Source organism: Paraburkholderia phosphatilytica (assembly GCF_003443895.1).
Taxonomy (GTDB): Bacteria; Pseudomonadota; Gammaproteobacteria; order Burkholderiales; family Burkholderiaceae; genus Paraburkholderia; species Paraburkholderia phosphatilytica.
Map to the genome: position 1 here is coordinate 57,547 of NZ_QQOA01000028.1, position 24,047 is coordinate 81,593.

The following is a 24,047-nucleotide window of genomic DNA, read 5'->3' on the forward strand; positions in this document are numbered from 1 at the left end:
CTTCTTCGTTGGCCCGGTAGCTCAGTTGGTAGAGCAGCGGATTGAAAATCCGCGTGTCGGTGGTTCGATTCCGCCCCAGGCCACCAGGATTCAGCCCCAGGTATCGCAAGATGCCTGGGGCTTTTCCTTTGTGGAGCGCTCGCGTGTGCAGGTGTCGCCGAAGCGCATGGCGCGGCCCCTGCAGCTCGCGGTACCGCATGATAAAATCGCGGCCATTCAAGGACTTGCGCCCGGGCTCGCGCCTTTCGTCGACAAGTCCTTTGTTGTTTCCGGCGGTTTGTTCGCGTGTCGGGTTCGTGGGGTTAGGTCTCGTGTATCGCGCTCGCTGGCGAACTGCAGCGGCGTTTGAAGTGTCGCGAAAACGATCGGCGGTATAAGCCGTTCGCGGTCCTGAGCACGAAGGGTGCCGCCTATACTGCTTGAGCCGGCGGCGGAGCCGGTCCGCAACGCAGGGCGATGCGGCAACACCCTCATTCACGGAGTTTCACGGTGACCCGGACAGACGCGAAGGACAGCGCGCTCGTACTGTTTTCCGGTGGCCAGGATTCGGCCACCTGTCTCGCATGGGCGCTCGATCGCTACGACACGGTCGAAACGCTCGGCTTCGATTACGGTCAGCGCCATCGCGTCGAACTCGAATGCCGCGAGGGTTTCCGGGCCGCGGTCGCGAACGCGTTTCCGCAGTGGCGCGAGCGGCTCGGCGACGATCACATGATCGACCTGTCGGTGCTCGGTTCGATCAGCGATACGGCCATGACGCGCGAGATCGAGATCCATTCCGCCGCGAACGGACTGCCGAATACGTTCGTGCCCGGCCGCAACCTGATGTTCCTGACGATCGCCGCGGCCATCGCGTATCGGCGCGGATTGCGTGTGCTGGTCGGCGGGATGTGCGAGACGGATTTCTCCGGCTACCCCGATTGCCGCGACGACACGATCAAGTCGCTGCAGGTGGCGCTGAATCTCGGCATGGACAGCCGCTTCGTGGTCGACACGCCGCTGATGTGGCTCGACAAGGCGGACACGTGGCGCCTCGCGCACCAACTGGGCGGCGATGCGCTCGTCGAGCTGATTCGCGTCGAGACGCACACGTGCTATGTCGGCGAACGGGCGGAACTGCACGACTGGGGTTTCGGCTGCGGCGAGTGCCCCGCATGCAAGCTGCGCAAGCGCGGCTACGAGGCCTACCTCGTCGGCGAGCAGGTGACGAGCGAACCGGTCTGACACATACTTTTTTCACGGGCCGCAGGCCCAGGCAAGTTCAACATGACGTACGCGGTCAAGGAAATCTTCTACACGTTGCAGGGTGAAGGCGCGAACGCGGGCCGTCCGGCCGTGTTCTGCCGCTTCGCTGGCTGCAACCTGTGGTCCGGACGTGAAGAAGACCGCGCGGACGCAGTGTGCAGGTTCTGCGATACGGATTTCGTCGGCACCGACGGCGAGAACGGCGGCAAGTACCGCAGCGCGGATGAACTCGTCGCGAAGATCGCGTCGTTCTGGCCGGAGAGCGAAGGCAACCGCTTCGTCGTGTGCACTGGCGGCGAACCGATGCTGCAGATCGATCCGCCGTTCGTCGATGCGCTGCACGCGGCCGGCTTCACGATCGCGATCGAAACCAACGGCTCGCTGCCGGTGCTCGACACGATCGACTGGATCTGCGTGAGCCCGAAGGCGGATGCGGAACTCGTCGTCACGAAGGGCAACGAACTGAAGGTCGTGATTCCGCAGGAAAACCAGCGCCTCGCCGATTACGCGAAGCTCGACTTCGACTATTTCCTCGTGCAACCGATGGACGGCCCGTCGCGCGACATCAACACGAAGCTCGCGATCGACTGGTGCAAACGCCACCCGCAATGGCGCCTGTCGATGCAGACCCACAAGTACCTGAACATCCCCTGATTCTGATTCGCCGTGCTGACCATTACCCGAAAACTCGAATTCGACGCGGGCCACCGCATTCCCGATCACCGTAGCCAGTGCCGCAATCTGCATGGCCACCGCTACGTGCTGGAGATCACGCTGCAAGGCGAGGTCGTCGAAACGGAAGGCGCGCCGGACCGCGGCATGGTGATGGACTTCGCGGACGTGAAGGCGCTCGCGATGGAGCACCTCGTGAACCTGTGGGATCACGCGTTCATCGTCTACGAAGGCGATACGCAGGTGCGCGCGTTCCTCGACTCGATGCCGGGCCACAAGACGGTGGTGCTGGATCGCATTCCCACCGTCGAAAACCTCGCCGCCGCCGCGTTCGAGATCCTCGCGAAGGTCTATGACGCGCACTACGGTGTGAACCTGCGCCTCGCGCGCGTGCGCCTGTTCGAAACGCCGAACTGCTGGGCTGACGTGTCGCGCGACTAAGCCCTTATTGTCACGGTATGATCGCTTCGATAACCACCCGGAGCGAGACATGCCGGTCACTGCACTGCAAAACGGGCGCTTCGGTCGCCCTGTCCGCCGCCCCGATCGGCCGGCCTGCTCATCGCGCCGCAACGGAGCGCCGCGATGAGCACCTTCACCAATCCTCTGAAACAACGCCTTCACGAGCCCGACGCGCTGTTTGGGCTGTGGCTCTCGCTGGGTAGCGACACGGCCGCGGAAGCGCTCGCGCACGCGGGCTTCGACTGGCTGCTGATCGACATGGAGCACGCGCCGAACGACAGCCAGGACGTGACGGGCCAGTTGCGCGCGATCGCGGCCGCGCATCTGCCGAGCGAACCGGTGGTGCGGGTGCCGGCCAAAGAGCCGTGGCTCGTGAAGCGCGTGCTCGATGCGGGCGCGCGCACGCTGATGTTCCCGAACATCGAATCCGCGGAAGAAGCCGCTCACGCCGTGCGCCTCACGCAATACCCGGGCGGCGCCAGCGCGGACGGCCTGCGCGGCGTGGCGGGTGCGGTTCGTGCTGCTGCTTACGGCATGCGTCGCGACTATCTGCAGAATGCCAATGCGCAGATCGCGACGATCGTGCAGATCGAGTCTGCGCGCGCGGTGGAGGAAGCCGACCGCATTGCAGCGGTGCCGGGCATCGACTGCCTGTTCATCGGCCCGGCGGATCTTGCCGCGAGCCTCGGGCATCTTGGCGACCTGCGTCACCCGGACGTGCAGGCGGCAGTCGCTCATGTCGCCGCGGCGGCGGAGCGCGCCGGCATCGCGGCCGGCATGTTCGCGAGCGACGTGGCGACCGCGCGGCAATATCGCGCCGAAGGGTTCCGTTTTATCGCGCTGGCCGCGGACCTCGTGTGGATGTTGCGCGCGACGCGTCAGGCGCTGCAGGAGGCAAGGTCATGAAAGGCTGGGTGAGGGCCGTTGCCGGCACGGCTGCTGCCGTCGCGGCGCTGGCAACGGGGCTGTCGGCACAGGCGCAGACCGTGCGTTCGCAGGGCGCCGATGCGGAGACGCAGACGGCGGTGGCGGATTACAACGCGGGCAACTATCTGTCCGCGCTATCCGAGTTCAGGAAAGCCGCGCAGAACGGCAACCGGCTCGCCGAATTCAACTACGCGATGATGCTGCTGAACGGCGAGGGCACGGCGCCCAACGTCGAGGAAGGCAAGAAGTGGCTGCGCAAGGCGGCCGACGCGAAGATGTCGCATGCGCAGTACGTCGAAGGCAAGATGTACGACGACGGCGAGTTCGTCGGCCGCGATCCGGTCGAGGCGCATCAGTGGTTCCTGAAAGCGGCGCAGCAGGGGCACACGCAGGCTGAGCTCGCGCTCGCGAACCAGTTCCTCGATGGCCGCGGTACGCCGCGCGACAACAGGCAGGCGTTCTACTGGTACAAGAAGGCAGCCGAAGGCGGCGACATGACGGCGCAGTACGTGACCGGCTCGTTCTACGAGCGCGGCGGCGACGGCGTGAAGCAGAACCTCAACGTCGCGCGCGCGTACTATGCGGCGGCCGCGGCGCAGGGCGATCCGGCCGCGCGCCTGAAGTACCAGCAGCTCACCGCGCAGTTGCGCGATCAGCATGAGGTGAAGCCGCAGTAGGCTGTGGTGCTTGCACGATGAAAATGAAATGGCCCGATCGGTGTGAATCGATCGGGCCATTTGCTTTGTTGCTATGTCGCGGTCGCAATTATCTGAAGAGCCTTAGCGACGCGCCACGCGCCGTCAGCTCTGCATCAACCGCTTCTGCCGCCCGACGTTCATGATTAGCCCGATCGCGACGCCGAGCGTGGTGAGCGCTGTGCCACCATAGCTCATGAACGGCAGCGGCACGCCCACCACCGGCAGGATGCCGCTCACCATGCCGATGTTGACGAACGCATAGGTGAAGAACGCCATCGTCAGCGAGCCGGCCAGTAATCGCCCGAAAAGCGTCGCGCCATTCGCCGCGATGTAGAGTCCGCGCGCGATCAGGCACATGTAGAGCGTCAGCAGCACAAGACCGCCCGCGAGACCGAATTCTTCGGAGAACACCGCGAAGATGAAGTCGGTGTGCTTCTCGGGAATGAACTCGAGGTGCGCCTGCGTGCCCTTCAGCCAGCCCTTGCCGAGCGGGCCGCCGGAGCCGATCGCGATCACCGCCTGGATGGTGTGGAAGCCTTTGCCGAGCGGGTCGGAGGTTGGGTCGAGCAGCGTGCAGATGCGGTGCTTCTGGTAGTCGTGCATCAGCGGCCACTGCACTTCGGGCTGGCAGATCCGGTTCTGGAACACGGCGATCGCGCCCACCGCGATCACGCAGGCAACCAGCACCGGCACGATCAGCCGGAAGCTCAGGCCAGCGAAGTAGATGACGAAGAGTCCCGACGCGAACACCAGCACCGCGGTGCCGAGGTCCGGCTGCTTCGCGATCAGCCCCACCGGCACCAGCAGTATCACGAAGCCGACCACGTAGTCGTACCAGCGCATCACGCCTTCGCGCCGCTGGTAGTACCACGCGAGCATCAGCGGCGTCGCGATCTTCAGAATCTCCGACGGCTGGATCACCACGCCGACGTTGATCCAGCGCTTCGCGCCCTTGCGCGTGAGCCCGAACATCGCGACGGCCACCAGCAGCGCGATGCCGACCGTGTAGACCGGCACCGCGAAGCGCATCAGCGTGGTGGTGGGCACATTCGCGAGCGCCCACATCAGCACGAAGGTCAGCATGATGTTGCGCAGCTGGTCTTCGACCTTGCCGGGCATGTCGAGCGTCGCGCTGTACAGCGTCACGATGCCGACGCACAGCAGCAGGAACACGGTGAGCGCGAGCGGCCGGTCGAAGCCGGCGAACATCAGCTTGATGCGGTCGAAAACGGCGCGCCTGTCGATCTGCAGTTGCATGCCAGTCTCCTTATTCGTCGATGCCGCCGGTCGCGGCGGCATGGTTCGCGCCGTCGCCGGCGCCACCGGTTTGCTGCGGCGCCGTGGGGCGCGGCAGGCTGACGCCACGCGATGGCGCGGCTGCGGTGGGCGCGGGTTCGCTCGCGGGGTGCGGACGGCGCGGCTTATGTGGCGGTTGCGCGTGGCTCGCGGCCAGCGCCGCCGATGCCGCGGCGCTGCCGCTGGCGGTGGCGGCGGCAGTGGGTGCGCCGATCGCGCTCGCAGCGGAGGCACCGAACGCATCGGATGCGCCCGCGGCATCCGATGCGGCGTTGGGCTTCACCGGTTCGACCGGCAGCGGCAGCGCGGTATAGCCGGCGGCGATCGGCGTCGGGAATGCAGCGGACGCCGGTGAGGCGCCCGAAGCGCCCGCGGCCCCGGAAGCGCTTGAAGCACCCGAAGCAGCCGCTGCTGCGCCGCTCGCCGCCGCGCCAGGCGTGGCGGACGCCGCGTCATCGCCGATCGCGGGGACCGACGCGTCCTGCGCAGCCGATGCCGCCGCGGCCACTTCGGCGGCTTCGACGCCCGGCTTGTGACGGTCGAGCAGGTAGTAGTCGATCACGCGCCGCGCGATCGGGCCCGCAGCCTCGGCGCCCCAGCCGCCGTTTTCCACGATCAGCGCAACCGCGATCTTCGGATGGTCGAACGGCGCGAACGCGATGAAGAGCGCGTGGTCGCGCAGCCGCTCGGCGAGCGCATGGCCGTGATACTTCGCGCCCTGCAGCGAGAACACCTGCGCGGTACCGGTCTTCGCACCCACGTCGTACTGGGAGTTCGCGAACACCTTGTAGGCGGTACCCGACGGGTTCTTCGCGACGTTTTCCATGCCGCGCTTCACGACGTCGATATCCGACTGCTTCACGTCGATGCGGCCTTCGTCCGACGGCACCGTGAGGCGCGATGCGTGCGTGATCGGGTTCTCGATTTCCTTCACGAGGTGCGGCTTCATCAGCACGCCGTCGTTGGCCAGCGTCGCGGTGGCGTGCGCGAGCTGCAGGATGGTGAACGAGTTGTAGCCCTGGCCGATGCCGAGGCTGATCGTCTCGCCTTCGTACCACTTCTGCTGCTCGGGCTTGCGGTACGCGTGCTTCTTCCAGTCGGTGGACGGCAGGATGCCGCGCGCCTCGCCGGCGATGTCGATGCCCGTGATCTGGCCGAAGCCCCACGGCTTCATGAAGTTCGCGATCGCGTTCACGCCGAGATCGTGCGCGAGCATGTAGAAGTACGTGTCGTTCGACACCATGATCGCGCGGTTCATGTCGATCCAGCCCTGACCCTGCGGCACGTCGTTGCGGAACGTGTGGCCGCCGAACGTGTACGAGCCCGGATCCTGGAAGCCCCATTGCGGCGTGCGCTTGTGCAGCGTCAGCGCGGCGAGCGCCATGAACGGCTTGTAGGTGGAGCCCGGCGGGTACGTGCCGTGCAGCGGACGGTTCAGCAGCGGGTGATCGGGCGAGTTGTTGAGTTCGTCCCAGGTGGTCTGATCGATACCGTCGACGAACGAGTTCGGATCGAAGCTTGGCGCCGACACGAACGCGAGCACGTCGCCGGTGGACGGCTCGATCGCGACGAGCGCGCCGCGCTTGCCGGCGAACGCCTGCTCGGCGACCTCCTGCAGCCCGATGTCGATCGACAGCATGAGGTTGTTGCCCGGCGTCGCCTGGGTGCGCGACAGCGTGCGGACCGGCCGCCCGCCCGCCGTGACCTCGACTTCCTCGAAGCCGGTGAGACCGTGCAGCTCGGTTTCGTAGCTCTGCTCGACGCCGATCTTGCCGATGTAGTCCGTGCCCTTGTAGTTGTTCGCGTCGAGCCGCGGATCGTAGTGGTCGGGATCGCTGTCGTTCTGGTCGCTCTGGTCGTCGATGCGTTCCTGGTCGCGCTGCGAGATCCGGCCGATATAGCCGATCACGTGCGCCGCCGTCATCCCCAGCGGGTACTGGCGGAAGAGACGCGCGCGCACCTCGACGCCGGGGAAGCGGTAACGCTGCGCGGTGAAGCGCGCCACTTCCTCATCGGTGAGGCGGGTGCGGATCGGCAGGCTCTCGAAGTTCTTCGAGTCTTCGAGCAGCTTCTTGAAGTTGCGGCGGTCGCGCTGGTCGATCGGGATCACCGTCGACAGCTGGTCGATCACGTTGTCGAGCGAATCGTTGAGTTTCGACGGCGTGATTTCGAGCGTGTACGCCGAGTAGTTCTTCGCGAGCACGACGCCGTTGCGGTCCATGATGATGCCGCGGTTCGGCACGATCGGCGCGACGGAGATGCGGTTTTCGTCCGCCTGCAGCGAGTACTTGCTGTGGTTCCACACCTGCAGATACAGGAAACGGAACGCGATCAGCCCGAAGCAGACGAACACGAACAGCCCCGCCGCCGCGACGCGCAGGCGGAACTTCGAGAGCTGCTGCTGGGTGTCCTTGAATTCGGTCATGCGTTCATGCAAAAAGCCGTGCGGCAAGTGTGGGCCGGTTCAGGCCGAAGCTGCGCAACGGAACGTAACGGGTGTCCGCTGGGTGCCCGCGCCGGCTGATGCTGCAGTGACCGGCGAGGCAACAACGTGTTCAAAGGTCGATCCGTCGGCGCAGGGCGCTCAGATGGGACGGGTGTCGTCCGGGTCGACCGGACGGCGCTGCGGCAACAGGAGCAGGATGCTGGCGATCGGCCAGAGTGCGCCCTCGATGAAGCCGTTGATCAGGTAACCCCAGCCGGGGAACGCGCCGCCCGCCAGCAGGCGGATCACGAACGGCACGAGGTGCGCGCCGACCAGCAGCGGGGTGACCGCAAACGCCTGCAGGCCGAGCGACATCCACAGCACGCGGCGGTGAATGGTGATCGCGCCATACGATAGCAGCGTGTACGCGAGCGCGTGCTCACCGAGCAGACTTGCATTGTGCACGTCCATCAGCAGGCCGAGGAAGAACGCGACGCCCATGCCGACCTTGCGCGGCTGGTGAACGTTCCAGAACAGCACCACCAGCGCGACGAAATCGGGAATGGCGATCATCCGGCCGTACGGCAGCAGGTTCAGCAGGAACGCGGCCGCGAGGCTGAAGACGATGAAGTACGGGTTGACCGGCTGCAGGATGTACTGAGGGCGGTTCATTGCGCGCCCTCCTGCTTCGCGGCCGACGCCGCGGCGGCGGCGCGCTGGGCGGCTTCCCGCTCTCTCGCGCGTTCCTCGACCCGTCTGGCGGTGGCTTTTTCCTCGGCTGCCTTCTTCGCGGCCGCAGCCTGGTCGGCGGGCTTCTCGGCCGGCTTTGCGGTCTGTTTCTCGGCCGGCTTGCTGGCGGCCTGCTTGTCCGCGGCAGCCTTGTCAGCGGACTTCGAGGTCGACTTGTCCGCCGGTTTTTCCGTTGCGCCGGCTTTATCCGCGGCGCCTTTGTCCGCGCCCTTGTCCGTGGATTTCGCGCCCTTTTTGCCCTTCGTGTCTTTCACTGCGCTTGCAGGCTCCGGCTCCGCGGGACGCGGCGGAATGTTGTTCTGGTAATGCAGCACGAGCAGTTGCCGCGCGCCGCGCACGTTGGCGACTGGCACGCAGACCACGTGCGCGAAAGCCGTATCCGCCTGCTTGTCGACGCGAACCACCTTCGCGACCGGCAGGCCGGGCGGATACACACCGTCGAGGCCGCTCGTCACCAACTCGTCGCCGACCAGCAGATCGGCGCTGATCGGCACGAAACGCAGGTCGAGCGCATCGCCCTTCGGCGTGCCATAGATCACGCTGCGCAGCCCCGTGCGCACCACCTGCACGGACACGGCGAGGTCCTTGTCGGTCAGCAGCGTGACTTCCGACTGCATCGGGAACACGCGCGTCACCTGACCCACCACGCCGTCCTGATTGACGACCGGCGAGCCGTTCTGCACGCCTTGCTGCGCGCCGCTGCCGATCACGACGCGTTGCGTGAACGGATCCGCGGTGTCGTACTGGATCTCGGCGGGGGTGGACTGCGTGGTGAGCCGCTGCGACAGCTGCAGCAGCGAACGCAGACGGCCGTTCTCCGCCGCGAGCTCGGCGGCCTGGCCGGCCTGCAGCGACAGCTGGAGGTTCTTCGCGCGCAACTGGTCGTTCTCGCCGCGCAGCGTCGCGCTGGAGACGGCCATGTCGGCCGCGCCCACCACGAGGTCGCGAGGCACCAGGGCCGCGCGCTGCAGCGGGTACAGGCCGGCACCGAGCACGCCACGGACGATTTCGAGCGTCTTGAAGCGGGCGTCGGAGATCAGCAATGCCAGCGCCAGCACGACGAAAAAGATCAGTCGCGCAAGCGCCGACGGGCCTTGCTTGAAGAGGGGCGGCGGACTGTATTCCATGGTCGGCGCCGGGGGCGTGAGCGGTTGGGTGAGGCGGCGGCGCCTTGAACGGCGCCGTCAGCGGGCGTGGCCGATGGCTGGGCTGGCCAGCCGGGTGGTGCGCGCCGCTGACATCAGGCGGGTCCGGTTACTCGTAGGAGAAGATGCTGCCGAGCTTGTCCATGCGTTCGAGCGCCATGCCCGAACCGCGCACGACGCAGGTCAGCGGATCTTCGGCGACGAGTACCGGCAGGCCGGTTTCTTCGGCGAGCAGGCGGTCGAGGTCGCGCAGGAGCGCACCGCCGCCCGTCAGCATCATGCCGCGCTCGGCGATGTCGGCGCCGAGTTCCGGCGGCGTCTGTTCCAGCGCGATCTTCACCGACGACACGATCTGGTTCAGCGGATCGGTGAGCGCTTCCAGAATTTCGTTGCTCGAAATGGTGAAGCTGCGCGGAATGCCTTCCGACAGGTTGCGGCCCTTGACCTCCATTTCCTTGACTTCGGAGCCGGGGAACGCCGAACCGATTTCCTTCTTGATGGCTTCGGCCGTCTGTTCGCCGATCAGCATGCCGTAGTTGCGGCGGATGTAGTTGACGATCGCTTCGTCGAACTTGTCGCCGCCGACGCGGACCGAACCCTTGTAGACGATGCCGCCGAGCGAGATCACGCCGACTTCCGTGGTGCCGCCGCCGATGTCGACGACCATCGAGCCGGTGGCTTCCGAGACCGGCAGGCCCGCGCCGATCGCGGCGGCCATCGGTTCCTCGATCAGGTAGACCTGCGAGGCGCCGGCGCCGTGCGCGGCTTCCTTGATCGCGCGGCGCTCGACCTGGGTCGAACCGCACGGCACGCAGATGATGATGCGCGGCGACGGCGAGAACATGCGCGATTCGTGAGCGGTCTTGATGAACTGCTTGATCATCTGCTCGGTGACGGTGAAATCGGCGATCACGCCGTCTTTCATCGGGCGGATCGCCTCGATGTTGCCCGGCACCTTGCCGAGCATCTGCTTCGCTTCCTTGCCGACCGCCTGAATGGTCTTCTTGCCGTTCGGGCCGCCTTCCTGGCGGATGGACACGACCGACGGTTCGTCGAGAACGATGCCTTTGCCGCGCATGTAGATGAGCGTGTTGGCGGTGCCGAGGTCAATCGCCAGATCGTTGGAGAAGTAGCTGCGCAAAAAACCGAACATTCAAAATCCTGTCTCGCTGGGGGCCGGGCCTCGCAGGGAATCTGCGTTGGGCGGCAGCGGAAAAATAAACAGCTTCTGGAGGGCGGGAGCGGCGCCCGGCTTGCTCGAAGCTGCGTGGGAGTCTACCGGAGGCCGCTGCGTTGCCCGCTGTTTCGCCGTCCATTGCACGCCAACGAGGCTGGCGGCGGGGTAGCGGCGCTGTTGGCGGATGTCCTGGCAGTGGTCCGGGTTTGGGTCGAACGCGTAATGATACCTTATAATTTTGCCTGCTTTAAAGGAAACGGACGGCACTTTTTGCCGTCGCCGGACCCCGTTTCGAGGTTCGCTTCCAATGTCGTAACCTGCTGTTACAGCGTTGTTTTTCCGCGTTGTGACACTCCACGTTTTTTCCGGTGACCGCATGGCCTTGACCCTGACCGACGTTAAACGCATCGCGCATCTGGCGCGGCTCGAATTGCCCGAAGCCGAAGCGGAGCACACGCTCGCCCAGCTCAACGAGTTCTTCGGGCTCGTCGAGCAGATGCAGGCGGTCGACACCACCGGCATCGCGCCGCTCGCCCATCCGATCGAGCAGATCGAAGACGTCGCGCTGCGGCTGCGCAACGATGCCGTTACGGAGTCGGACCACCGCGCCGCCTACCAGCAGCCGGCACCCGCGGTGCAGGAGGGTCTGTACCTCGTGCCGAAGGTGATCGAGTAAGCGGCGCTCCCTCCCACGAGGCGTCAGCAGAACGACACGAACCACCGCCCGGGCCGTTGCATCGGCCGCCGCATCATGCGGCGCCGCGTCACGAAGAAGCCGGGCAGACCAGGACGGAGCGCGCCGGCGGGCGAGCCTGCCGTCCACGCGGCGGCGCGGTGTGCGCCGCCACGATTTCCAGGAACCACGCAATGCATGAGAAAAGCCTCACCGAACTGCGCGCCGCACTCGCTTCCAGAGCGTGCTCCGCGGTCGAACTCGCGCAGCTGTATCTGAAGCGTATCGAAGCGGCCTCCGCGCTGAACGCGTTCGTCCAGGTCGATCCCGAACTCACGCTCGCGCAGGCGAAAGCCGCCGACGCGCGCCTCGCGTCCGGCGATGCGGGCCCGCTGACCGGGCTGCCGGTCGCGCACAAGGACGTGTTCGTCACGCGTGGCTGGCGCTCCACGGCCGGCTCGCGGATGCTCGAAAACTACGTCAGCCCGTACGATGCGACGGTGGTGGATCGCCTCGAGCGCGCCGGCATGGTTTGCGTCGGCAAGACCAACATGGACGAGTTCGCGATGGGCTCGTCGAACGAGAACTCGTACTTCGGTCCGGTGAAGAACCCGTGGGACACGAAGGCCGTGCCGGGCGGCTCGTCGGGCGGTTCGGCCGCGGCCGTCGCCGCGCGTCTCGCGCCGGTCGCGACCGGCACCGACACCGGCGGCTCGATCCGCCAGCCGGCTTCGTTCTCCGGCGTGACGGGCATCAAGCCCACGTACGGACGCGTGTCGCGCTACGGGATGATTGCGTTCGCATCGTCGCTCGATCAGGGCGGCCCGTTCGCGCAGAACGCCGCGGACTGCGCAACGCTCCTCAACGCGATGGCGGGCTTCGACGAACGCGACTCCACGAGCCTCACGCGCGAAGACGAAGACTTCAGCCGCTTCCTCGGTCAGACGTGGCAAGCCGGTAGCGATGCCGCGAAGCCGCTCGCCGGCCTGCGCATCGGTCTGCCGAAGGAATACTTCGGCGCGGGCCTCGCCGAAGACGTGCGCGCCGCGATCGGCGCCGCGCTGAAGCAGTACGAAGCGCTCGGCGCGACGCTCGTCGACGTGTCGCTGCCGAAAACCGAGCTGTCTATTCCCGTGTACTACGTGATCGCGCCGGCGGAGGCGTCGTCGAACCTGTCGCGTTTCGACGGCGTGCGCTACGGCCATCGCGCGTCGGACTACCGCGATCTGCTCGACATGTACAAGAAGTCGCGCGCCGAGGGCTTCGGTCCGGAAGTGCAGCGCCGTATTCTCGTCGGCACCTACGTGCTGTCGCATGGCTACTACGACGCGTACTACCTGCAGGCGCAGAAGATCCGCCGCATCATCGCGCAGGACTTCCAGGAAGCGTTCAAACAGTGCGACGTGATCATGGGGCCGGTCGCGCCGTCGGTGGCGTGGGATATCGGCGCGAAGGGCGACGATCCGGTGCAGATGTATCTCGCTGACATCTACACCCTGTCGGTGAGCCTCGCCGGTCTGCCGGGCATGAGCGTGCCGTGCGGCTTCGGCGCGGGTGCGAATGCGCAGCGGCCGGTCGGTCTGCAGATCATCGGCAATTACTTCAACGAAGCACGCATGCTGCAGGTTGCGGACGCGTTCCAGCGCGCCACCGATTGGCATCGCAAGTCGCCGACGGGAGTCTGAGCGCTATGCCTACACAATGGGAAGTCGTCATCGGTCTCGAGACCCACGCGCAGCTGTCCACGGTCTCGAAGATCTTCTCCGGCGCCGCGACGCAGTTCGGCGCCGATCCGAACACGCAGGCGTGCCCCGTCGACCTCGCGTTACCGGGCGTGCTGCCGGTGATGAACAAGGGCGCTGTGGAGCGCGCGATCCGCTTCGGTCTCGCGATCGGCGCGACGGTCGCGCCGCGCAGCATCTTCGCGCGCAAGAACTACTTCTACCCGGACCTGCCGAAGGGCTACCAGATCAGCCAGTACGAGATTCCGGTCGTGCAGGGCGGGCAGATCACGATCCAGGTGCCGGCCAACGAAAAGGCCGGTAAAGAGGCGTACGAAAAGACCGTCAACCTGACGCGCGCGCACCTGGAAGAAGACGCGGGCAAGTCGCTGCACGAAGACTTCGCGGGCATGACGGGCATCGACCTGAACCGCGCCGGCACGCCGCTGCTCGAGATCGTCACCGAGCCCGAGATGCGCAGCGCCGCGGAAGCGGTTGCGTATGCGAAGGCGCTGCACGGGCTCGTTATGTGGCTCGGCATCTGCGACGGCAACATGCAGGAAGGCTCGTTCCGCTGCGATGCGAACGTGTCGGTGCGCCCGGTCGGGCAGCAGGCATTCGGCACGCGCGCCGAGATCAAGAACCTGAACTCGTTCCGCTTCCTCGAAGAAGCGATCCAGTACGAAGTGCGCCGCCAGATCGAGCTGATCGAAGACGGCGGCACCGTCGTGCAGGAAACGCGTCTGTACGATCCCGACAGGCGCGAGACGCGCTCGATGCGCAGCAAGGAAGACGCGCACGATTACCGCTACTTCCCCGACCCCGACCTGATGCCGCTCGTGATCGACGCAGCGTGGGTGGAGCGCGTGAAGGGCGAGATGCCCGAGCTTCCCGCCGGCATGCAGAAGCGCTTCGTCGAGCAATACGGCCTCACGCCGTACGACGCGGGTGTGCTGACGTCGAGCAAGGCGATGGCGTCGTACTTCGAAGCGGTGGTTGCGAAAGCCGGCAACGCGCAGGCGAAGGCTGCGGCGAACTGGCTGATGGGCGAGGTGTCGTCGCAGCTGAATCGCGAAGACCTCGATATCGCCGACAGCCCGGTTTCGGCGGCGCAGCTCGCCTTGCTGTTGCAGCGTATCGCGGACGGCACGATCTCGAACAAGATCGCGAAGGAAATCTTCCTGACGATCTGGGACGAGAAAGCGACGGACGAAGCCGCCGCCGATCGCATCATCGATGCGAAGGGCCTGAAGCAGATCTCCGATACCGGCGCACTCGAAGCGATCATCGACGAGGTGCTCGCGGCGAACCCGAAGTCGGTCGAAGAATTCCGCTCCGGCAAGGAGAAGGCGTTCAACGCGCTGATCGGTCAGGCGATGAAGGCGACCAAGGGCAAGGCGAATCCGCAGCAGGTCAACGAACTGCTGAAGAAGAAGCTGTCGTCCTGAGGATGAAGTCGAAGCCGCCGCCGCGCGCGTGAGCGATCGGTGCGGCGCGAACAGTCGGGCTGTTGCCGTATCGCAAGCGAGGCAACGGCCCGTTTTCTTTTGGCGTGTGGCTTGCGTCGCGACGTACCCGCCGGCGAGGCACGAGAAAACGATGGCAAAGCAACCCGAACTCGACGATTTCCGCGTGCCGTTCTTCGAAGACGGCAAGACGCTCAAGCCCTTCAAGCTAGGCGCGATCGATCCCGCCGTGAAGCCCTTTTCCAACGGCGCGAAAGATGCCGATCGCGAACGGCTTGCCGAAATCGGCCGCAAGCTCGACGCGCTGCAGGAATGCCTGCACGCGCAACGACGGCAACGCGTGCTGCTCGTATTGCAGGGCATGGACACGAGCGGCAAGGACGGCACGATTCGCGGCGTGTTTCGCGAGGTCGATCCGCTCGGGCTGCGCGTCGTGCCGTTCCGCGCGCCCACGGCCACCGAAGACGCGCACGATTTCCTCTGGCGCGTGCACGCGCAGGCGCCGGCGGCGGGCGAGCTGACGATCTTCAATCGCAGCCACTACGAAGACGTGCTGGTGCCGACCGTGCTCGGCAAGCTCGACGACGATCAGCGCAAACACCGCTATCGCCATATCCGCCATTTCGAGGCGCTGCTGATCGACAGCGGCACGACGATCGTCAAATGCATGCTGCACATTTCGAAGGACGAGCAGCGCGCGCGTCTGCAGGCGCGCATCGACGATCCGACCAAACACTGGAAATTCGACCAGTCCGATCTCGACGCGCGCAAGCAATGGGACGCGTACCAGTCGACCTACGAAGAGCTGCTCGCCGCGACCTCGACGCCCGACGCGCCGTGGTACGTGATTCCCGCGGATTCGAAGACGCATCGCAACGTGATGGTCGCGGAACTGATGCTGCGCACGATGGAGAGCCTGAAACTCGAATATCCGCCGGCGAAGGAATCGCTGAAGGGACTGAAGGTCGAGTGATGCTGTGCAGAGTGGGCGCACATCGAAGACCACGCATTGAAGACGAAACGCATCGAACACAACGACGAACGAACTGACAAGGACAGCAATGTTGCGTGTGATAACGGCCAATCTGAACGGCATCCGCTCGGCGGCAAAAAAAGGCTTCTTCGAATGGTTCGGCCAGCAGTCGGCCGACGTGGTCTGCGTGCAGGAAATCAAGTGCTCGCAGGACGACATGACGCCGGAATTCATGGCGCCGCACGGTTTCACCGGCTATTTCCAGCACGCGGTGAAGAAGGGCTACAGCGGCGCGGGCGTCTACACGCGCCATGAACCCGACGAAGTGGTGATCGGCTTCGGCAGCGAGGAGTTCGATCCGGAAGGACGTTACGTGGAAGCGCGCTTCGGCAAGCTCTCCGTGGTGTCGGTGTACGTGCCGTCGGGATCGAGCGGCGAAGACCGGCAGCAGGCGAAGTACCGCTTCATGGACGAGTTCATGCCGCACCTCGCCGAACTGTCGCGCGAGCGCGAGGTGATCCTGTGCGGCGACGTGAACATCGTCCACAAGGAAATCGACATCAAGAACTGGAAGAGCAACCAGAAGAACTCCGGCTGCCTGCCCGAAGAGCGCGCGTGGCTGACGAAGCTCTTCGACGAAGTTGGTTACGTCGATGTGTTCCGCACGATCGACCAGCGCGCCGAGCAGTACACGTGGTGGAGCAATCGCGGCCAGGCGTATGCGAAGAACGTCGGGTGGCGGATCGACTACCAGATCGCGACGCCAGAGATTGCGTCGAAGGCGAATCGCGTGGATATTTTCCGCGACATCAAGTTCAGCGACCACGCGCCGCTAACGATCGACTACGAGCACGACGTCGCGTCTTGAGCGTCCTGAGCTTCGTGAGCTTCGTGAGCTTCGTGAAGGTTCGAACGCGCTACCGGCTCGAACCCTGCGACGTCACTTTCGTGGTCCGTGAGTGGCCGCTAGCCGGATAGTCCGGCAGCGTCGCGACGGTCTTGCCGACCGCCTTTGCGTACAGCGCGAGGTTGTCGGGCAGGCGCTTGACGATGTCCTGGCGGCGCGCCGGCGAGTACGGGTGCATGTAGATGAAGCCCTGATCCTTGTTCGCGCGCGTCGCGGCCGCGAGCTTGTCCCATAGCGTGACGGCGGCACGCGGGTCGAAACCCGCGCGCGACGAGATGTCCGCGCCGATCACGTCGGCTTCGGTTTCGTCCGCGCGGCCGTACTTCATCTCCACCAGCTGTTCGCCGATGCCGAGCGGCGCCGCGCCGAGATCGGCGAGGCCGAAGAGCTGCGGGATCGACCCGGCGCCCATCTGCGCGGCCTGCTGCTCGCCGAGCCGCTCACGCACGTGTTCGCGCAGCGCATGCGCGATCTCGTGACCGAGCAGCACGCCGAGCTCGTCGTCGTTGAGTTTCACGCGGTCGAGCAGCCCGCTGTACACGACCACCTTGCCGCCCGGCAGGCAGTACATGCGAATGTCGGGCGACTTCACCACCGCGACTTCCCATTTCCAGCTCTTCACCTGATCGTTCCACTTCGACGCGTAGGGCGCGAGCAGATCGATCGCCATCTTCAGCCGCTTCACGCGATCGTCCGTGGCGGAGTAGAGCCGGTTCACGTGCGCCGCGCCCGCGACGATCTGGTTGAATTCCTCGGCGGCCTGCGCATCCAGCATCGGCGACGGAATCAGGTTGCGGAACATCGCGCCGTTGGCGCCGAAGCGGATCTGCGCGCTGGGCGCGAACGGTGTTGCGGCGGGCGCCGCCATTGCCGCGTTCGACGTGGCTGCTGCCACGCCGGTGCCGTTCGCACCGGGTGCGGAAGTTGGTTGTGGATTTTTCGCGCTCGGCGCCGGAGCGGGCGGGACATTCGCGCTGCCGCCTGATGGTGCCGCAGGCGCTGAACTGCCCGAGGACGCACCTTGCGAAGTCGCCTGCTGCGTAGCCTGAGCCGCTTGAGAAGCATTCGACGCCGGCGCTTCGGCTGCGCACACCGCCCATGCGCTTGCCGCCAGCATCAGCAGCACGGCCGCATGTCTGCCGATGGCGCTCCGCAGCGGCTGACATCGCAAAACGCGAGCTTCGCGGGCGGCCGGCTGGTGCAACGGAGATGCGCGCGGCCAGTTGCGGCCCACCGCGCGCATCGGGGCCAGGGTGGTCACGACTGCGCTCTCCAGGGGGCGATCCGGATCAAAAGTAGCATACCGGGCACCGCCAGCGCCGTGCAGACCAGGAAGTACTCGAACCAGCCGATCTGCGCGACCACGAAGCCGCTCGCCGCCGACGCGAGCGTGCGCGGCACCGACGCGAGGCTCGTGAACAGCGCGAACTGCGTGGCCGTGTAGCGCGGGTCGGTGGTGCTCGCGATGTAGGCGGTGAACGCCGCGAGCGTGAGGCCGGTGGCAAAGGTTTCGAAGCCGTAGACGATCGCGAGCGCGACCGACATCGGGTCCAGCGTCACCGTCCAGCCGATGCCGATCGTCGACAGCAGCGAGGTCAGACCGTGGCTGATGCCCACCGCGATGTCGTACACGGCGGCGAGCCCCGGCGAGCTCGGGCCGACGTGCGCGAGCCACGCGAAGCCGAGCGTCGACACCATCTGCAGGAGCCCGAAGATCCACAGCCCGCGGCCGATGCCGATCCGCATCAGCGCAATGCCGCCGATGATGCCGCCCGCGAGGCTCGCGCCGAACGCCGTCGTCTTCGCGATGATGCCGATCTGCGTGCGCGTGTAGCCGATGTCGAGGAAGAACGACGTGGACAGCGTGGTGGCCATCGTGTCGCCGAGCTTGTACAGGAAGATGAAGCCGAGCACGAAGAGCGCGCCGCGCCAGCCGTCGCGCTTCAGGAACTCGCTGAACGGCAGCAGGATCGCTTCGCGCAGGTTCTTCGGCGGCGCGCCGTGCACTTCGGGCTCGCGCACGACGAGCGTCATGATCATGCCCGGCAGCATGAACGCCGCGGTCACGATGAACACCGTCGCCCACGGCAGATGGTCGGAGAGGATCAGCGCGAGCGAGCCGGGCACGAGCGCCGCGATCTTGTACGCGTTCACGTGCACCGCGTTGCCGAGGCCCTGCTGCGTGTCGGACAGCAACTCGCGGCGATACGCGTCGATCACGATGTCCGAGCTTGCGCCGAAGAACGCGACGAGTGTGGTGAGCGCGGCGACGGTCCAGATCGAATCGCGCGGCGACGTGAAGCCGAGCGTCGCGATCGCGCCCGCAACCAGAATCTGCGTGACGAGCATCCAGCCGCGCCGCCGGCCGGGTCGCCAGCCGGGCAACCGCGGCACGTAGCGATCCATCAGCGGCGCCCACACGAACTTCCACGTGTACGGAAACTGGATCAGCGCGAAGAGGCCGATCTCCTTCAGGTTCACGCCTTCGGAGCGCAGCCACGCCTGGACGAGATGGACGAGCGTGAAGAGCGGCAATCCCGACGTGAAGCCGAGAAAGACGCAGATCAGCATGCGCGTGTTCAGGAACGCGCGCCAGCCGGTGTGTTCTTCGTGAGCGGTAAGTGCAGGTGCCTCGTGCGGCGGATTCTGCATGGGCAGTCCGGGGATCAGCTTTTCTTGACGCGATAGACCGCAAGACTACCACGCCAGTTCACGCCCCAATGCACCGTTTCGCCCTCGTGCAGCACCACGCGATCGAGGATCTGGATGCCCACTTCCGGCGCGAGCGCCTCGAAGTCCTTGATGGTCAGCACGCGCACGTTCGGCGTGTTGTGCCACTGGTAAGGCAGCGATTTCGACACCGGCATGCGCCCCTGCACGACGGACAGACGATGCGCCCAGTAGCCGAAGTTCGGGAACGACACGATGCATTCGCGTCCGACCCGCACCGTCTCGCGCAGAATCGCGGCGGTCTGGTGAATCGTCTGCAGCGTCTGCGACAGGATCGCGAAATCGAAGCTCTGGTCTTCGAAGAGGCGCAGGCCGTCTTCCAGGTTCTGCTGGATCACGTTGATGCCGTTCTTCGTCGAGGCGAGCACGCCGGCGTCGTTGATCTCGATGCCGTAGCCCGACACCTCGAGCTCTTCGCTGAGGAGCGACAGCAGCGAACCGTCGCCGCAGCCGAGATCGAGCACCGTCGAGCGCGGTTCGACCCAGCGGGCGATCGCGCGGAAGTCGGCGCGCGTCGCGAGAAAATCGAGTGCGCTCTGGTTCATGCGCCCACCTCCGTGGCAATGCGTTCGTAGTAGGCACGCATCAGGTTGTGATAGCGCGCGTCGTCGAGCAGGAAGGCGTCGTGGCCGTGCGGCGCGTCGATCTCGCCGTAGGTGACCGTCCGCTTGTGATCGAGCAGCGCCTTCACGAGCTCGCGCGAGCGGGCGGGGGCGAAACGCCAGTCGGTGGAGAAGCTCGCGATCAGGTATTTGGCCTTCGTGTGCGCGAGCGCGGCGGTGAGGTCGCCATCGTATGCTTTCGCGGGATCGAAGTAGTCGAGCGCGCGGGTGATCAGCAGGTACGTGTTCGCGTCGAAGTAGTCGGCGAACTTGTCGCCCTGATAGCGCAGGTAGGACTCCACCTCGAACTCGACATCGAAGCTGAAGTTGTACGCGTCTTCCGCGCCCTCGGCGCGGCGCAGCGCGCGGCCGAACTTCGCGGCCATGTCGTCGTCGGACAGGTACGTGATGTGGCCGATCATCCGCGCGACGCGCAGGCCGCGCTTCGGCTTCACGTTGTGCGCGTAGTAGTCGCCGCCGTGAAAGTCGGGGTCGGACAGGATGGCCGAGCGCGCCACCTCATTGAACGCGATGTTCTGCGCGGAGAGCTTGGGCGTGGACGCGACCACGATGCAGTGCGCGAGCCGGTCCGGGTACATCATGCTCCACGCGAGCGCCTGCATGCCGCCCAGGCTGCCGCCCATCACCGCGGCGAAGCGCTCGATGCCGAACGCGTCGGCCACGCGCGTCTGCGCGTTGACCCAGTCTTCGACCGTCACGACCGGAAAGCGCGCGCCGTACGGCTTGCCGGTGGCCGGATCGATGCTCATCGGGCCGGTCGAACCGAAGCACGAGCCCAGGTTGTTCACGCCGATCACGAAGAAGCGGTCGGTGTCGAGCGGCTTGCCGGGCCCGACCATGTTGTCCCACCAGCCGACGTTCTTCGGTTCATCCGCGTAGACGCCCGCAACGTGGTGCGACGCGTTCAGCGCGTGGCAGACGAGCACGGCGTTGCTGCGCGCGGCGTTCAGCGTGCCGTAGGTCTCGACCATCAGGTCGAATTCCGCCAGCGAGCTGCCGTTCTGCATGCGCAGCGGCTCGGCGAAGTGCATTTTCTGTGGCGTGACGATACCGATCGATTCCATTCATTCCGCCTTGTGACGACTGGCGGCTAAACGGTGTCGGCTGATGCGCGAAGGCGTGATGTGCGCGGCTGACGACCTCTTTAGCCGCATTTGTAGTGAACCGCGAAGCTGATGCTTCACAGCTCGCGCGCCCGCAATCGAGTCAGCAAATCGGCGCGCCGGTGATATTTCCGGTCCTGCAGTGGAGCGCAAAGTATAGCGGAAATCGCCGGCGGGCGAACTTTGCGGGCTGCTTCCAGGGTCAGCGTTGGCCGACTGGACGAGGCGGGTTGGCCTTCGCCGTAGCCGGACCGCGTGCCGCTACTGCAGGATCAGCAGCAGATGCGCCTCGGCCTGCTCGTGCGGCGCGTGGCCGAAGCCGCTGCGCGCATAACGATGCCAGCGCCCGACGATGTAGCTCACCAGCAGGCCCGCGCGGACGGCCGGATCGTAGCCGGCGGGCAGCGGCACGTTCTTGCCGGTGGCGCTTTCGTTCGCGTGAGCGTCGGTGTGAGCGTCGGCGTTGGCATTGGCGTCCATAAGCGCGAGCCGCAGACACTGTTTCAGCGACGCTTCCACGCGCTCCATCATCCGGTTCACGCGTTCGGTGAGGCGTTCGTGCTCGCCGATCAGCGCCTCGCAGGTCAGCACGCGCGTCATGCCCGGGTTCGTCGATGCGAAGCCGAGCAGCATCAGCGCGATCGCGCGGGCCTGCAGCACGCCGTTCGGCTCTTTCGCGACGATCTGGTTGATGAGGCCGAACACGCTTTCCTCGATGAACTCGATCAGTCCTTCGAACATTTGCGCTTTGCTCGCGAAATGCCGGTAGAGCGCGGCTTCCGATACGCCCAGCCGGGCGGCGAGCGCGGCGGTGGTGATCTTTTCGCTCTTCGGCGCCTCGAGCATCGCGGCGAGCGTCTGCAGGATATGGACGCGGCGTTCGCCCGGTTTCAGCCGGGTGGCGCGGGTAGTGGCGGGCGCGGTGGCGTCCGCGGCGGCGGGGTCGGTCGCTGCGTCGGCAACGAATGGGGCGGGGGAATCTGGAGGGGCAGCGGAATGATCGGCGTTCGTGGAACCGCCGCCCGGCAGTGGCGGCTGGTCTCCGGTTATGGCCTCGTCAAACCTGTGCGTCGGCTGCATGGCGGTCGCCCCTTCGGTTGGCGCGTCGGTCCGACCGCGCGTGTCCCTGATCGTAGCGATTTTAGCGAACGAATGCACAGGTCGACATAATGCGGCCGCCCGGTGCCCGGCAGCCGCGTCGGCTGACCTTCCGTGCGCGACGCCGCCGGCAGGTGGCCTGTGATCCACACCGTGCGGATGCCGAGGCGCCGGTAGTGCTTCAGATGGCTGCGCGTATCTTCGACGAGGATCGCGTCGCGCAGCGCGACATCGGCGTCGCGCATCGCGCGGCGCAGCATCGCCGCATCGGGCTTCGCGCGCCACGCGCGGCGGTCGCGCATATGCTCGATCGCCACCACGCGTTCGAACAGCGCCTCGATGCGCAACTCGCGCAGCACCGCGCGGGCGTAGGCCTCGGGCGCGTTGGTCAGCACGATCTTGCGGCCCGGCAGCGCGGCGACGAGGCGCGCGAGACCGCGTTCGGCGCGCACCATCGACGGCAGGTCGTCGAATGTGTGGACGACCTTCAGGAAGTCGTGCGGATCGACCGGATGATGGCGCGCGAGGCCGAGCAGGGTGGCGCCGTAGCGCTGCGTGTAGCCGGTGCGGAGGCGGTTCGCTTCGTCGAGCCCGACCTGCAGGCGGTCGATGATGTACTGCGTCATCGCGCGGTTGATCTGGGGAAAGATCGCGTACGACGCTTGATGCAGCGTGTTGTCGAGGTCGAACAGCCAGACGGGGGTTCCGCCGGCAACGTGCGGCCGGCGGCGGGGAGAGCGGAGGGTGCCGGCGAGCGCCTTGTCGCGCTCGCCGCGCAGGCCGCGGCGATGCGCGCTCAATGCGAGCGGATCATGGTGCCGAACGGCTGCTCGGTGAGAATTTCGAGCAGCACCGAGTGCTCGATGCGGCCGTCGACGATGTGCACCGAGCGCACACCGCTCTTCGCGGCATCCAGCGCGGAGGCGATCTTCGGCAGCATGCCGCCCGAGATCGTGCCGTCTTCGAAGAGCGCGTCGATCTCGCGCGCCGACAGGTCGGTCAGCAGGTTGCCCGCCTTGTCCATCACGCCCGGGATGTTGGTCATCATCACCAGCTTTTCGGCGTTCAGCACGACCGCCAGCTTGCCCGCGACCAGGTCCGCGTTGATGTTGTACGAGAGGCCGTCTTCGCCGAAGCCGATCGGCGAGATCACCGGAATGAACGCGTCGTCCTGCAGCGCCTTCACGACCGCCGGGTTGATCGCCTCGACCTCGCCGACCTGGCCGATGTCGATGTACTGCCCCGGGTTCTCGCGGTCCGGCATCATCATCTTGCGCGCGTGGATCAGGCCGCCGTCCTTGCCCGTCAGGCCGACCGCATGACCGCCGAAGTGGTTGATCAGCGTGACGATGTCCTGCTGGACTTCGCCGCCGAGCACCCACTCGACGACTTCCATGGTTTCCTCGTCGGTCACGCGCATACCCTGGATGAACGTGCCCTGTTTGCCGATCTTCTTCAGCGCGAGGTCGATCTGCGGGCCGCCGCCGTGCACGATGACCGGATTGATGCCCACCAGTTTCAGCAGGATCACGTCGCGGGCGAAGCCCTGCTTCAGGCGCTCTTCGGTCATTGCGTTGCCGCCGTATTTGATGACCACGGTCTTGCCGTGATACTGGCGGATGTACGGCAGTGCCTCGGCCAGAATTTCGGCCTTCAGGGTGGGGGCGATCTGCGAAAGGTCGGGAAGCTCGGACATGTCGGCGGGCTCGGGCAGCGGGGGTGAAAACAAGGCCGAATTGTACAGGACTGTGGCGCTGCAACAGGGTTTTCGCTGATGGCGTTAGCCGTCTGGACAAGGCACTGCGGGCGGGGTTCCGCGTATCGCGCGGTGTATCGCGGCGCAGGACGGGCGTTCTGGCGCGAGGCCTTGCCCGAACCGCGCCGCGACGGCCGCGCGCGCTATGTTGCGTGATGCCGACATGGCATCATGTCCAGAGCGCCATCGTGCGTTCCTTG

The 24,047-nt window shown here is 66.0% G+C and carries 22 protein-coding genes and 1 tRNA gene; 11 read left to right on the plus strand and 12 right to left on the minus strand.

The window, feature by feature from the left end; genetic code table 11:
* The first annotated feature begins 10 nt into the window (after positions 1-10).
* The 6 genes from DVS29_RS25390 to DVS29_RS25415 all read left to right on the plus strand — a co-directional run bounded on the left by DVS29_RS25390 (position 11) and on the right by DVS29_RS25415 (position 3,983).
* Positions 11-86, plus strand: a tRNA-Phe gene (locus tag DVS29_RS25390).
* 403 nt (positions 87-489) lie between these two features.
* On the plus strand, positions 490-1,224 hold the full coding sequence (gene queC, locus DVS29_RS25395) for a 7-cyano-7-deazaguanine synthase QueC (protein WP_118183280.1): 735 nt from the start codon (positions 490-492) through the stop codon (positions 1,222-1,224).
* Between the two features lie 42 nt (positions 1,225-1,266).
* The gene (gene queE / locus DVS29_RS25400; RefSeq protein WP_118183281.1) at positions 1,267-1,899 is read left to right on the plus strand and encodes a 7-carboxy-7-deazaguanine synthase; all 633 of its coding nucleotides are present in this window, start codon (positions 1,267-1,269) and stop codon (positions 1,897-1,899) included.
* A gap of 15 nt (positions 1,900-1,914) precedes the next feature.
* Entirely contained in the window at positions 1,915-2,358 is a 444-nt protein-coding gene (queD, locus tag DVS29_RS25405) for a 6-carboxytetrahydropterin synthase QueD (RefSeq protein WP_118183317.1), read from the plus strand.
* 144 nt (positions 2,359-2,502) lie between these two features.
* Positions 2,503-3,285: an HpcH/HpaI aldolase family protein gene (locus DVS29_RS25410; protein ID WP_118183282.1), complete on the plus strand. Its 783-nt coding sequence runs from the start codon at positions 2,503-2,505 to the stop codon at positions 3,283-3,285.
* On the plus strand, positions 3,282-3,983 hold the full coding sequence (locus tag DVS29_RS25415) for a tetratricopeptide repeat protein (RefSeq protein WP_118183283.1): 702 nt from the start codon (positions 3,282-3,284) through the stop codon (positions 3,981-3,983). The genes DVS29_RS25410 and DVS29_RS25415 overlap by 4 nt, the downstream gene beginning before the upstream one ends.
* Before the next feature lie 123 nt (positions 3,984-4,106).
* On the opposite strand, the gene rodA is transcribed toward DVS29_RS25415, so the two are convergent.
* The 5 genes from rodA to DVS29_RS25440 form a co-directional block, all read right to left on the minus strand.
* A complete protein-coding gene (rodA, locus tag DVS29_RS25420; protein ID WP_118183318.1) occupies positions 4,107-5,255 on the minus strand; it encodes a rod shape-determining protein RodA in 1,149 nt (382 codons plus the stop codon).
* A gap of 16 nt (positions 5,256-5,271) precedes the next feature.
* On the minus strand, positions 5,272-7,725 hold the full coding sequence (gene mrdA, locus DVS29_RS25425; RefSeq protein ID WP_118183284.1) for a penicillin-binding protein 2: 2,454 nt from the start codon (positions 7,723-7,725) through the stop codon (positions 5,272-5,274).
* A gap of 159 nt (positions 7,726-7,884) precedes the next feature.
* Complete coding sequence (mreD, locus tag DVS29_RS25430) at positions 7,885-8,397, minus strand: rod shape-determining protein MreD (RefSeq protein ID WP_118183285.1); 513 nt, start codon at positions 8,395-8,397, stop codon at positions 7,885-7,887.
* A complete protein-coding gene (gene mreC, locus DVS29_RS25435) occupies positions 8,394-9,602 on the minus strand; it encodes a rod shape-determining protein MreC (RefSeq protein WP_118183286.1) in 1,209 nt (402 codons plus the stop codon). Before mreC ends, mreD begins: the two co-directional genes overlap by 4 nt.
* Before the next feature lie 127 nt (positions 9,603-9,729).
* On the minus strand, positions 9,730-10,773 hold the full coding sequence (locus DVS29_RS25440) for a rod shape-determining protein (RefSeq protein ID WP_004189550.1): 1,044 nt from the start codon (positions 10,771-10,773) through the stop codon (positions 9,730-9,732).
* 400 nt (positions 10,774-11,173) lie between these two features.
* Here DVS29_RS25440 and gatC point away from each other — a divergent pair, with 400 nt between their 5' ends.
* The 5 genes from gatC to DVS29_RS25465 all read left to right on the plus strand — a co-directional run bounded on the left by gatC (position 11,174) and on the right by DVS29_RS25465 (position 16,498).
* Positions 11,174-11,473, plus strand: coding sequence for an Asp-tRNA(Asn)/Glu-tRNA(Gln) amidotransferase subunit GatC (gatC, locus tag DVS29_RS25445; protein WP_118183287.1), 300 nt, complete (start codon positions 11,174-11,176; stop codon positions 11,471-11,473).
* Positions 11,474-11,664: 191 nt separating this feature from the next.
* Complete coding sequence (gene gatA / locus DVS29_RS25450; protein ID WP_118183288.1) at positions 11,665-13,155, plus strand: Asp-tRNA(Asn)/Glu-tRNA(Gln) amidotransferase subunit GatA; 1,491 nt, start codon at positions 11,665-11,667, stop codon at positions 13,153-13,155.
* Between the two features lie 5 nt (positions 13,156-13,160).
* On the plus strand, positions 13,161-14,639 hold the full coding sequence (gene gatB / locus DVS29_RS25455; RefSeq protein ID WP_118183289.1) for an Asp-tRNA(Asn)/Glu-tRNA(Gln) amidotransferase subunit GatB: 1,479 nt from the start codon (positions 13,161-13,163) through the stop codon (positions 14,637-14,639).
* A 151-nt stretch (positions 14,640-14,790) separates the two neighbouring features.
* Entirely contained in the window at positions 14,791-15,630 is an 840-nt protein-coding gene (locus DVS29_RS25460; protein WP_118183290.1) for a PPK2 family polyphosphate kinase, read from the plus strand.
* A gap of 88 nt (positions 15,631-15,718) precedes the next feature.
* Entirely contained in the window at positions 15,719-16,498 is a 780-nt protein-coding gene (locus DVS29_RS25465) for an exodeoxyribonuclease III (RefSeq protein ID WP_118183291.1), read from the plus strand.
* A gap of 49 nt (positions 16,499-16,547) precedes the next feature.
* On the opposite strand, the gene DVS29_RS25470 is transcribed toward DVS29_RS25465, so the two are convergent.
* From DVS29_RS25470 to argB, 7 genes are all read right to left on the minus strand, one after another.
* Positions 16,548-17,432, minus strand: coding sequence for a M48 family metallopeptidase (locus tag DVS29_RS25470; protein WP_420816161.1), 885 nt, complete (start codon positions 17,430-17,432; stop codon positions 16,548-16,550).
* Positions 17,433-17,794: 362 nt separating this feature from the next.
* Complete coding sequence (locus DVS29_RS25475; protein ID WP_118183293.1) at positions 17,795-19,189, minus strand: AmpG family muropeptide MFS transporter; 1,395 nt, start codon at positions 19,187-19,189, stop codon at positions 17,795-17,797.
* A gap of 14 nt (positions 19,190-19,203) precedes the next feature.
* A complete protein-coding gene (gene metW / locus DVS29_RS25480; protein ID WP_118183294.1) occupies positions 19,204-19,812 on the minus strand; it encodes a methionine biosynthesis protein MetW in 609 nt (202 codons plus the stop codon).
* Complete coding sequence (gene metX / locus DVS29_RS25485; RefSeq protein WP_118183295.1) at positions 19,809-20,954, minus strand: homoserine O-succinyltransferase MetX; 1,146 nt, start codon at positions 20,952-20,954, stop codon at positions 19,809-19,811. Before metX ends, metW begins: the two co-directional genes overlap by 4 nt.
* A 300-nt stretch (positions 20,955-21,254) precedes the next feature.
* Entirely contained in the window at positions 21,255-22,073 is an 819-nt protein-coding gene (gene slmA / locus DVS29_RS25490; RefSeq protein ID WP_118183296.1) for a nucleoid occlusion factor SlmA, read from the minus strand.
* Positions 22,040-22,891 (minus strand): pyrimidine 5'-nucleotidase, encoded by an 852-nt coding sequence (locus DVS29_RS25495; protein WP_420816162.1) that lies wholly within the window; start codon positions 22,889-22,891, stop codon positions 22,040-22,042. Before DVS29_RS25495 ends, slmA begins: the two co-directional genes overlap by 34 nt.
* Positions 22,888-23,787: an acetylglutamate kinase gene (gene argB, locus DVS29_RS25500; protein WP_118183297.1), complete on the minus strand. Its 900-nt coding sequence runs from the start codon at positions 23,785-23,787 to the stop codon at positions 22,888-22,890. The genes DVS29_RS25495 and argB overlap by 4 nt, the downstream gene beginning before the upstream one ends.
* Positions 23,788-24,047: the final 260 nt, after the last annotated feature.

Excerpts from the sequence above, each read along its gene's own strand:
- mrdA (WP_118183284.1), bottom strand. The coding sequence starts at position 7,725 with ATGACCGAATTCAAGGACACCCAGCAGCAGCTCTCGAAGTTCCGCCTG.
- mreD (WP_118183285.1), bottom strand. The coding sequence starts at position 8,397 with ATGAACCGCCCTCAGTACATCCTGCAGCCGGTCAACCCGTACTTCATC.
- DVS29_RS25410 (WP_118183282.1), top strand. The coding sequence starts at position 2,503 with ATGAGCACCTTCACCAATCCTCTGAAACAACGCCTTCACGAGCCCGAC.
- mreC (WP_118183286.1), bottom strand. The coding sequence starts at position 9,602 with ATGGAATACAGTCCGCCGCCCCTCTTCAAGCAAGGCCCGTCGGCGCTT.
- gatB (WP_118183289.1), top strand. The coding sequence starts at position 13,161 with ATGCCTACACAATGGGAAGTCGTCATCGGTCTCGAGACCCACGCGCAG.
- metW (WP_118183294.1), bottom strand. The coding sequence starts at position 19,812 with ATGAACCAGAGCGCACTCGATTTTCTCGCGACGCGCGCCGACTTCCGC.
- slmA (WP_118183296.1), bottom strand. The coding sequence starts at position 22,073 with ATGCAGCCGACGCACAGGTTTGACGAGGCCATAACCGGAGACCAGCCG.
- DVS29_RS25440 (WP_004189550.1), bottom strand. The coding sequence starts at position 10,773 with ATGTTCGGTTTTTTGCGCAGCTACTTCTCCAACGATCTGGCGATTGAC.
- argB (WP_118183297.1), bottom strand. The coding sequence starts at position 23,787 with ATGTCCGAGCTTCCCGACCTTTCGCAGATCGCCCCCACCCTGAAGGCC.
- metX (WP_118183295.1), bottom strand. The coding sequence starts at position 20,954 with ATGGAATCGATCGGTATCGTCACGCCACAGAAAATGCACTTCGCCGAG.
- gatC (WP_118183287.1), top strand. The coding sequence starts at position 11,174 with ATGGCCTTGACCCTGACCGACGTTAAACGCATCGCGCATCTGGCGCGG.
- DVS29_RS25475 (WP_118183293.1), bottom strand. The coding sequence starts at position 19,189 with ATGCAGAATCCGCCGCACGAGGCACCTGCACTTACCGCTCACGAAGAA.
- DVS29_RS25460 (WP_118183290.1), top strand. The coding sequence starts at position 14,791 with ATGGCAAAGCAACCCGAACTCGACGATTTCCGCGTGCCGTTCTTCGAA.
- queE (WP_118183281.1), top strand. The coding sequence starts at position 1,267 with ATGACGTACGCGGTCAAGGAAATCTTCTACACGTTGCAGGGTGAAGGC.
- DVS29_RS25465 (WP_118183291.1), top strand. The coding sequence starts at position 15,719 with ATGTTGCGTGTGATAACGGCCAATCTGAACGGCATCCGCTCGGCGGCA.
- DVS29_RS25415 (WP_118183283.1), top strand. The coding sequence starts at position 3,282 with ATGAAAGGCTGGGTGAGGGCCGTTGCCGGCACGGCTGCTGCCGTCGCG.
- gatA (WP_118183288.1), top strand. The coding sequence starts at position 11,665 with ATGCATGAGAAAAGCCTCACCGAACTGCGCGCCGCACTCGCTTCCAGA.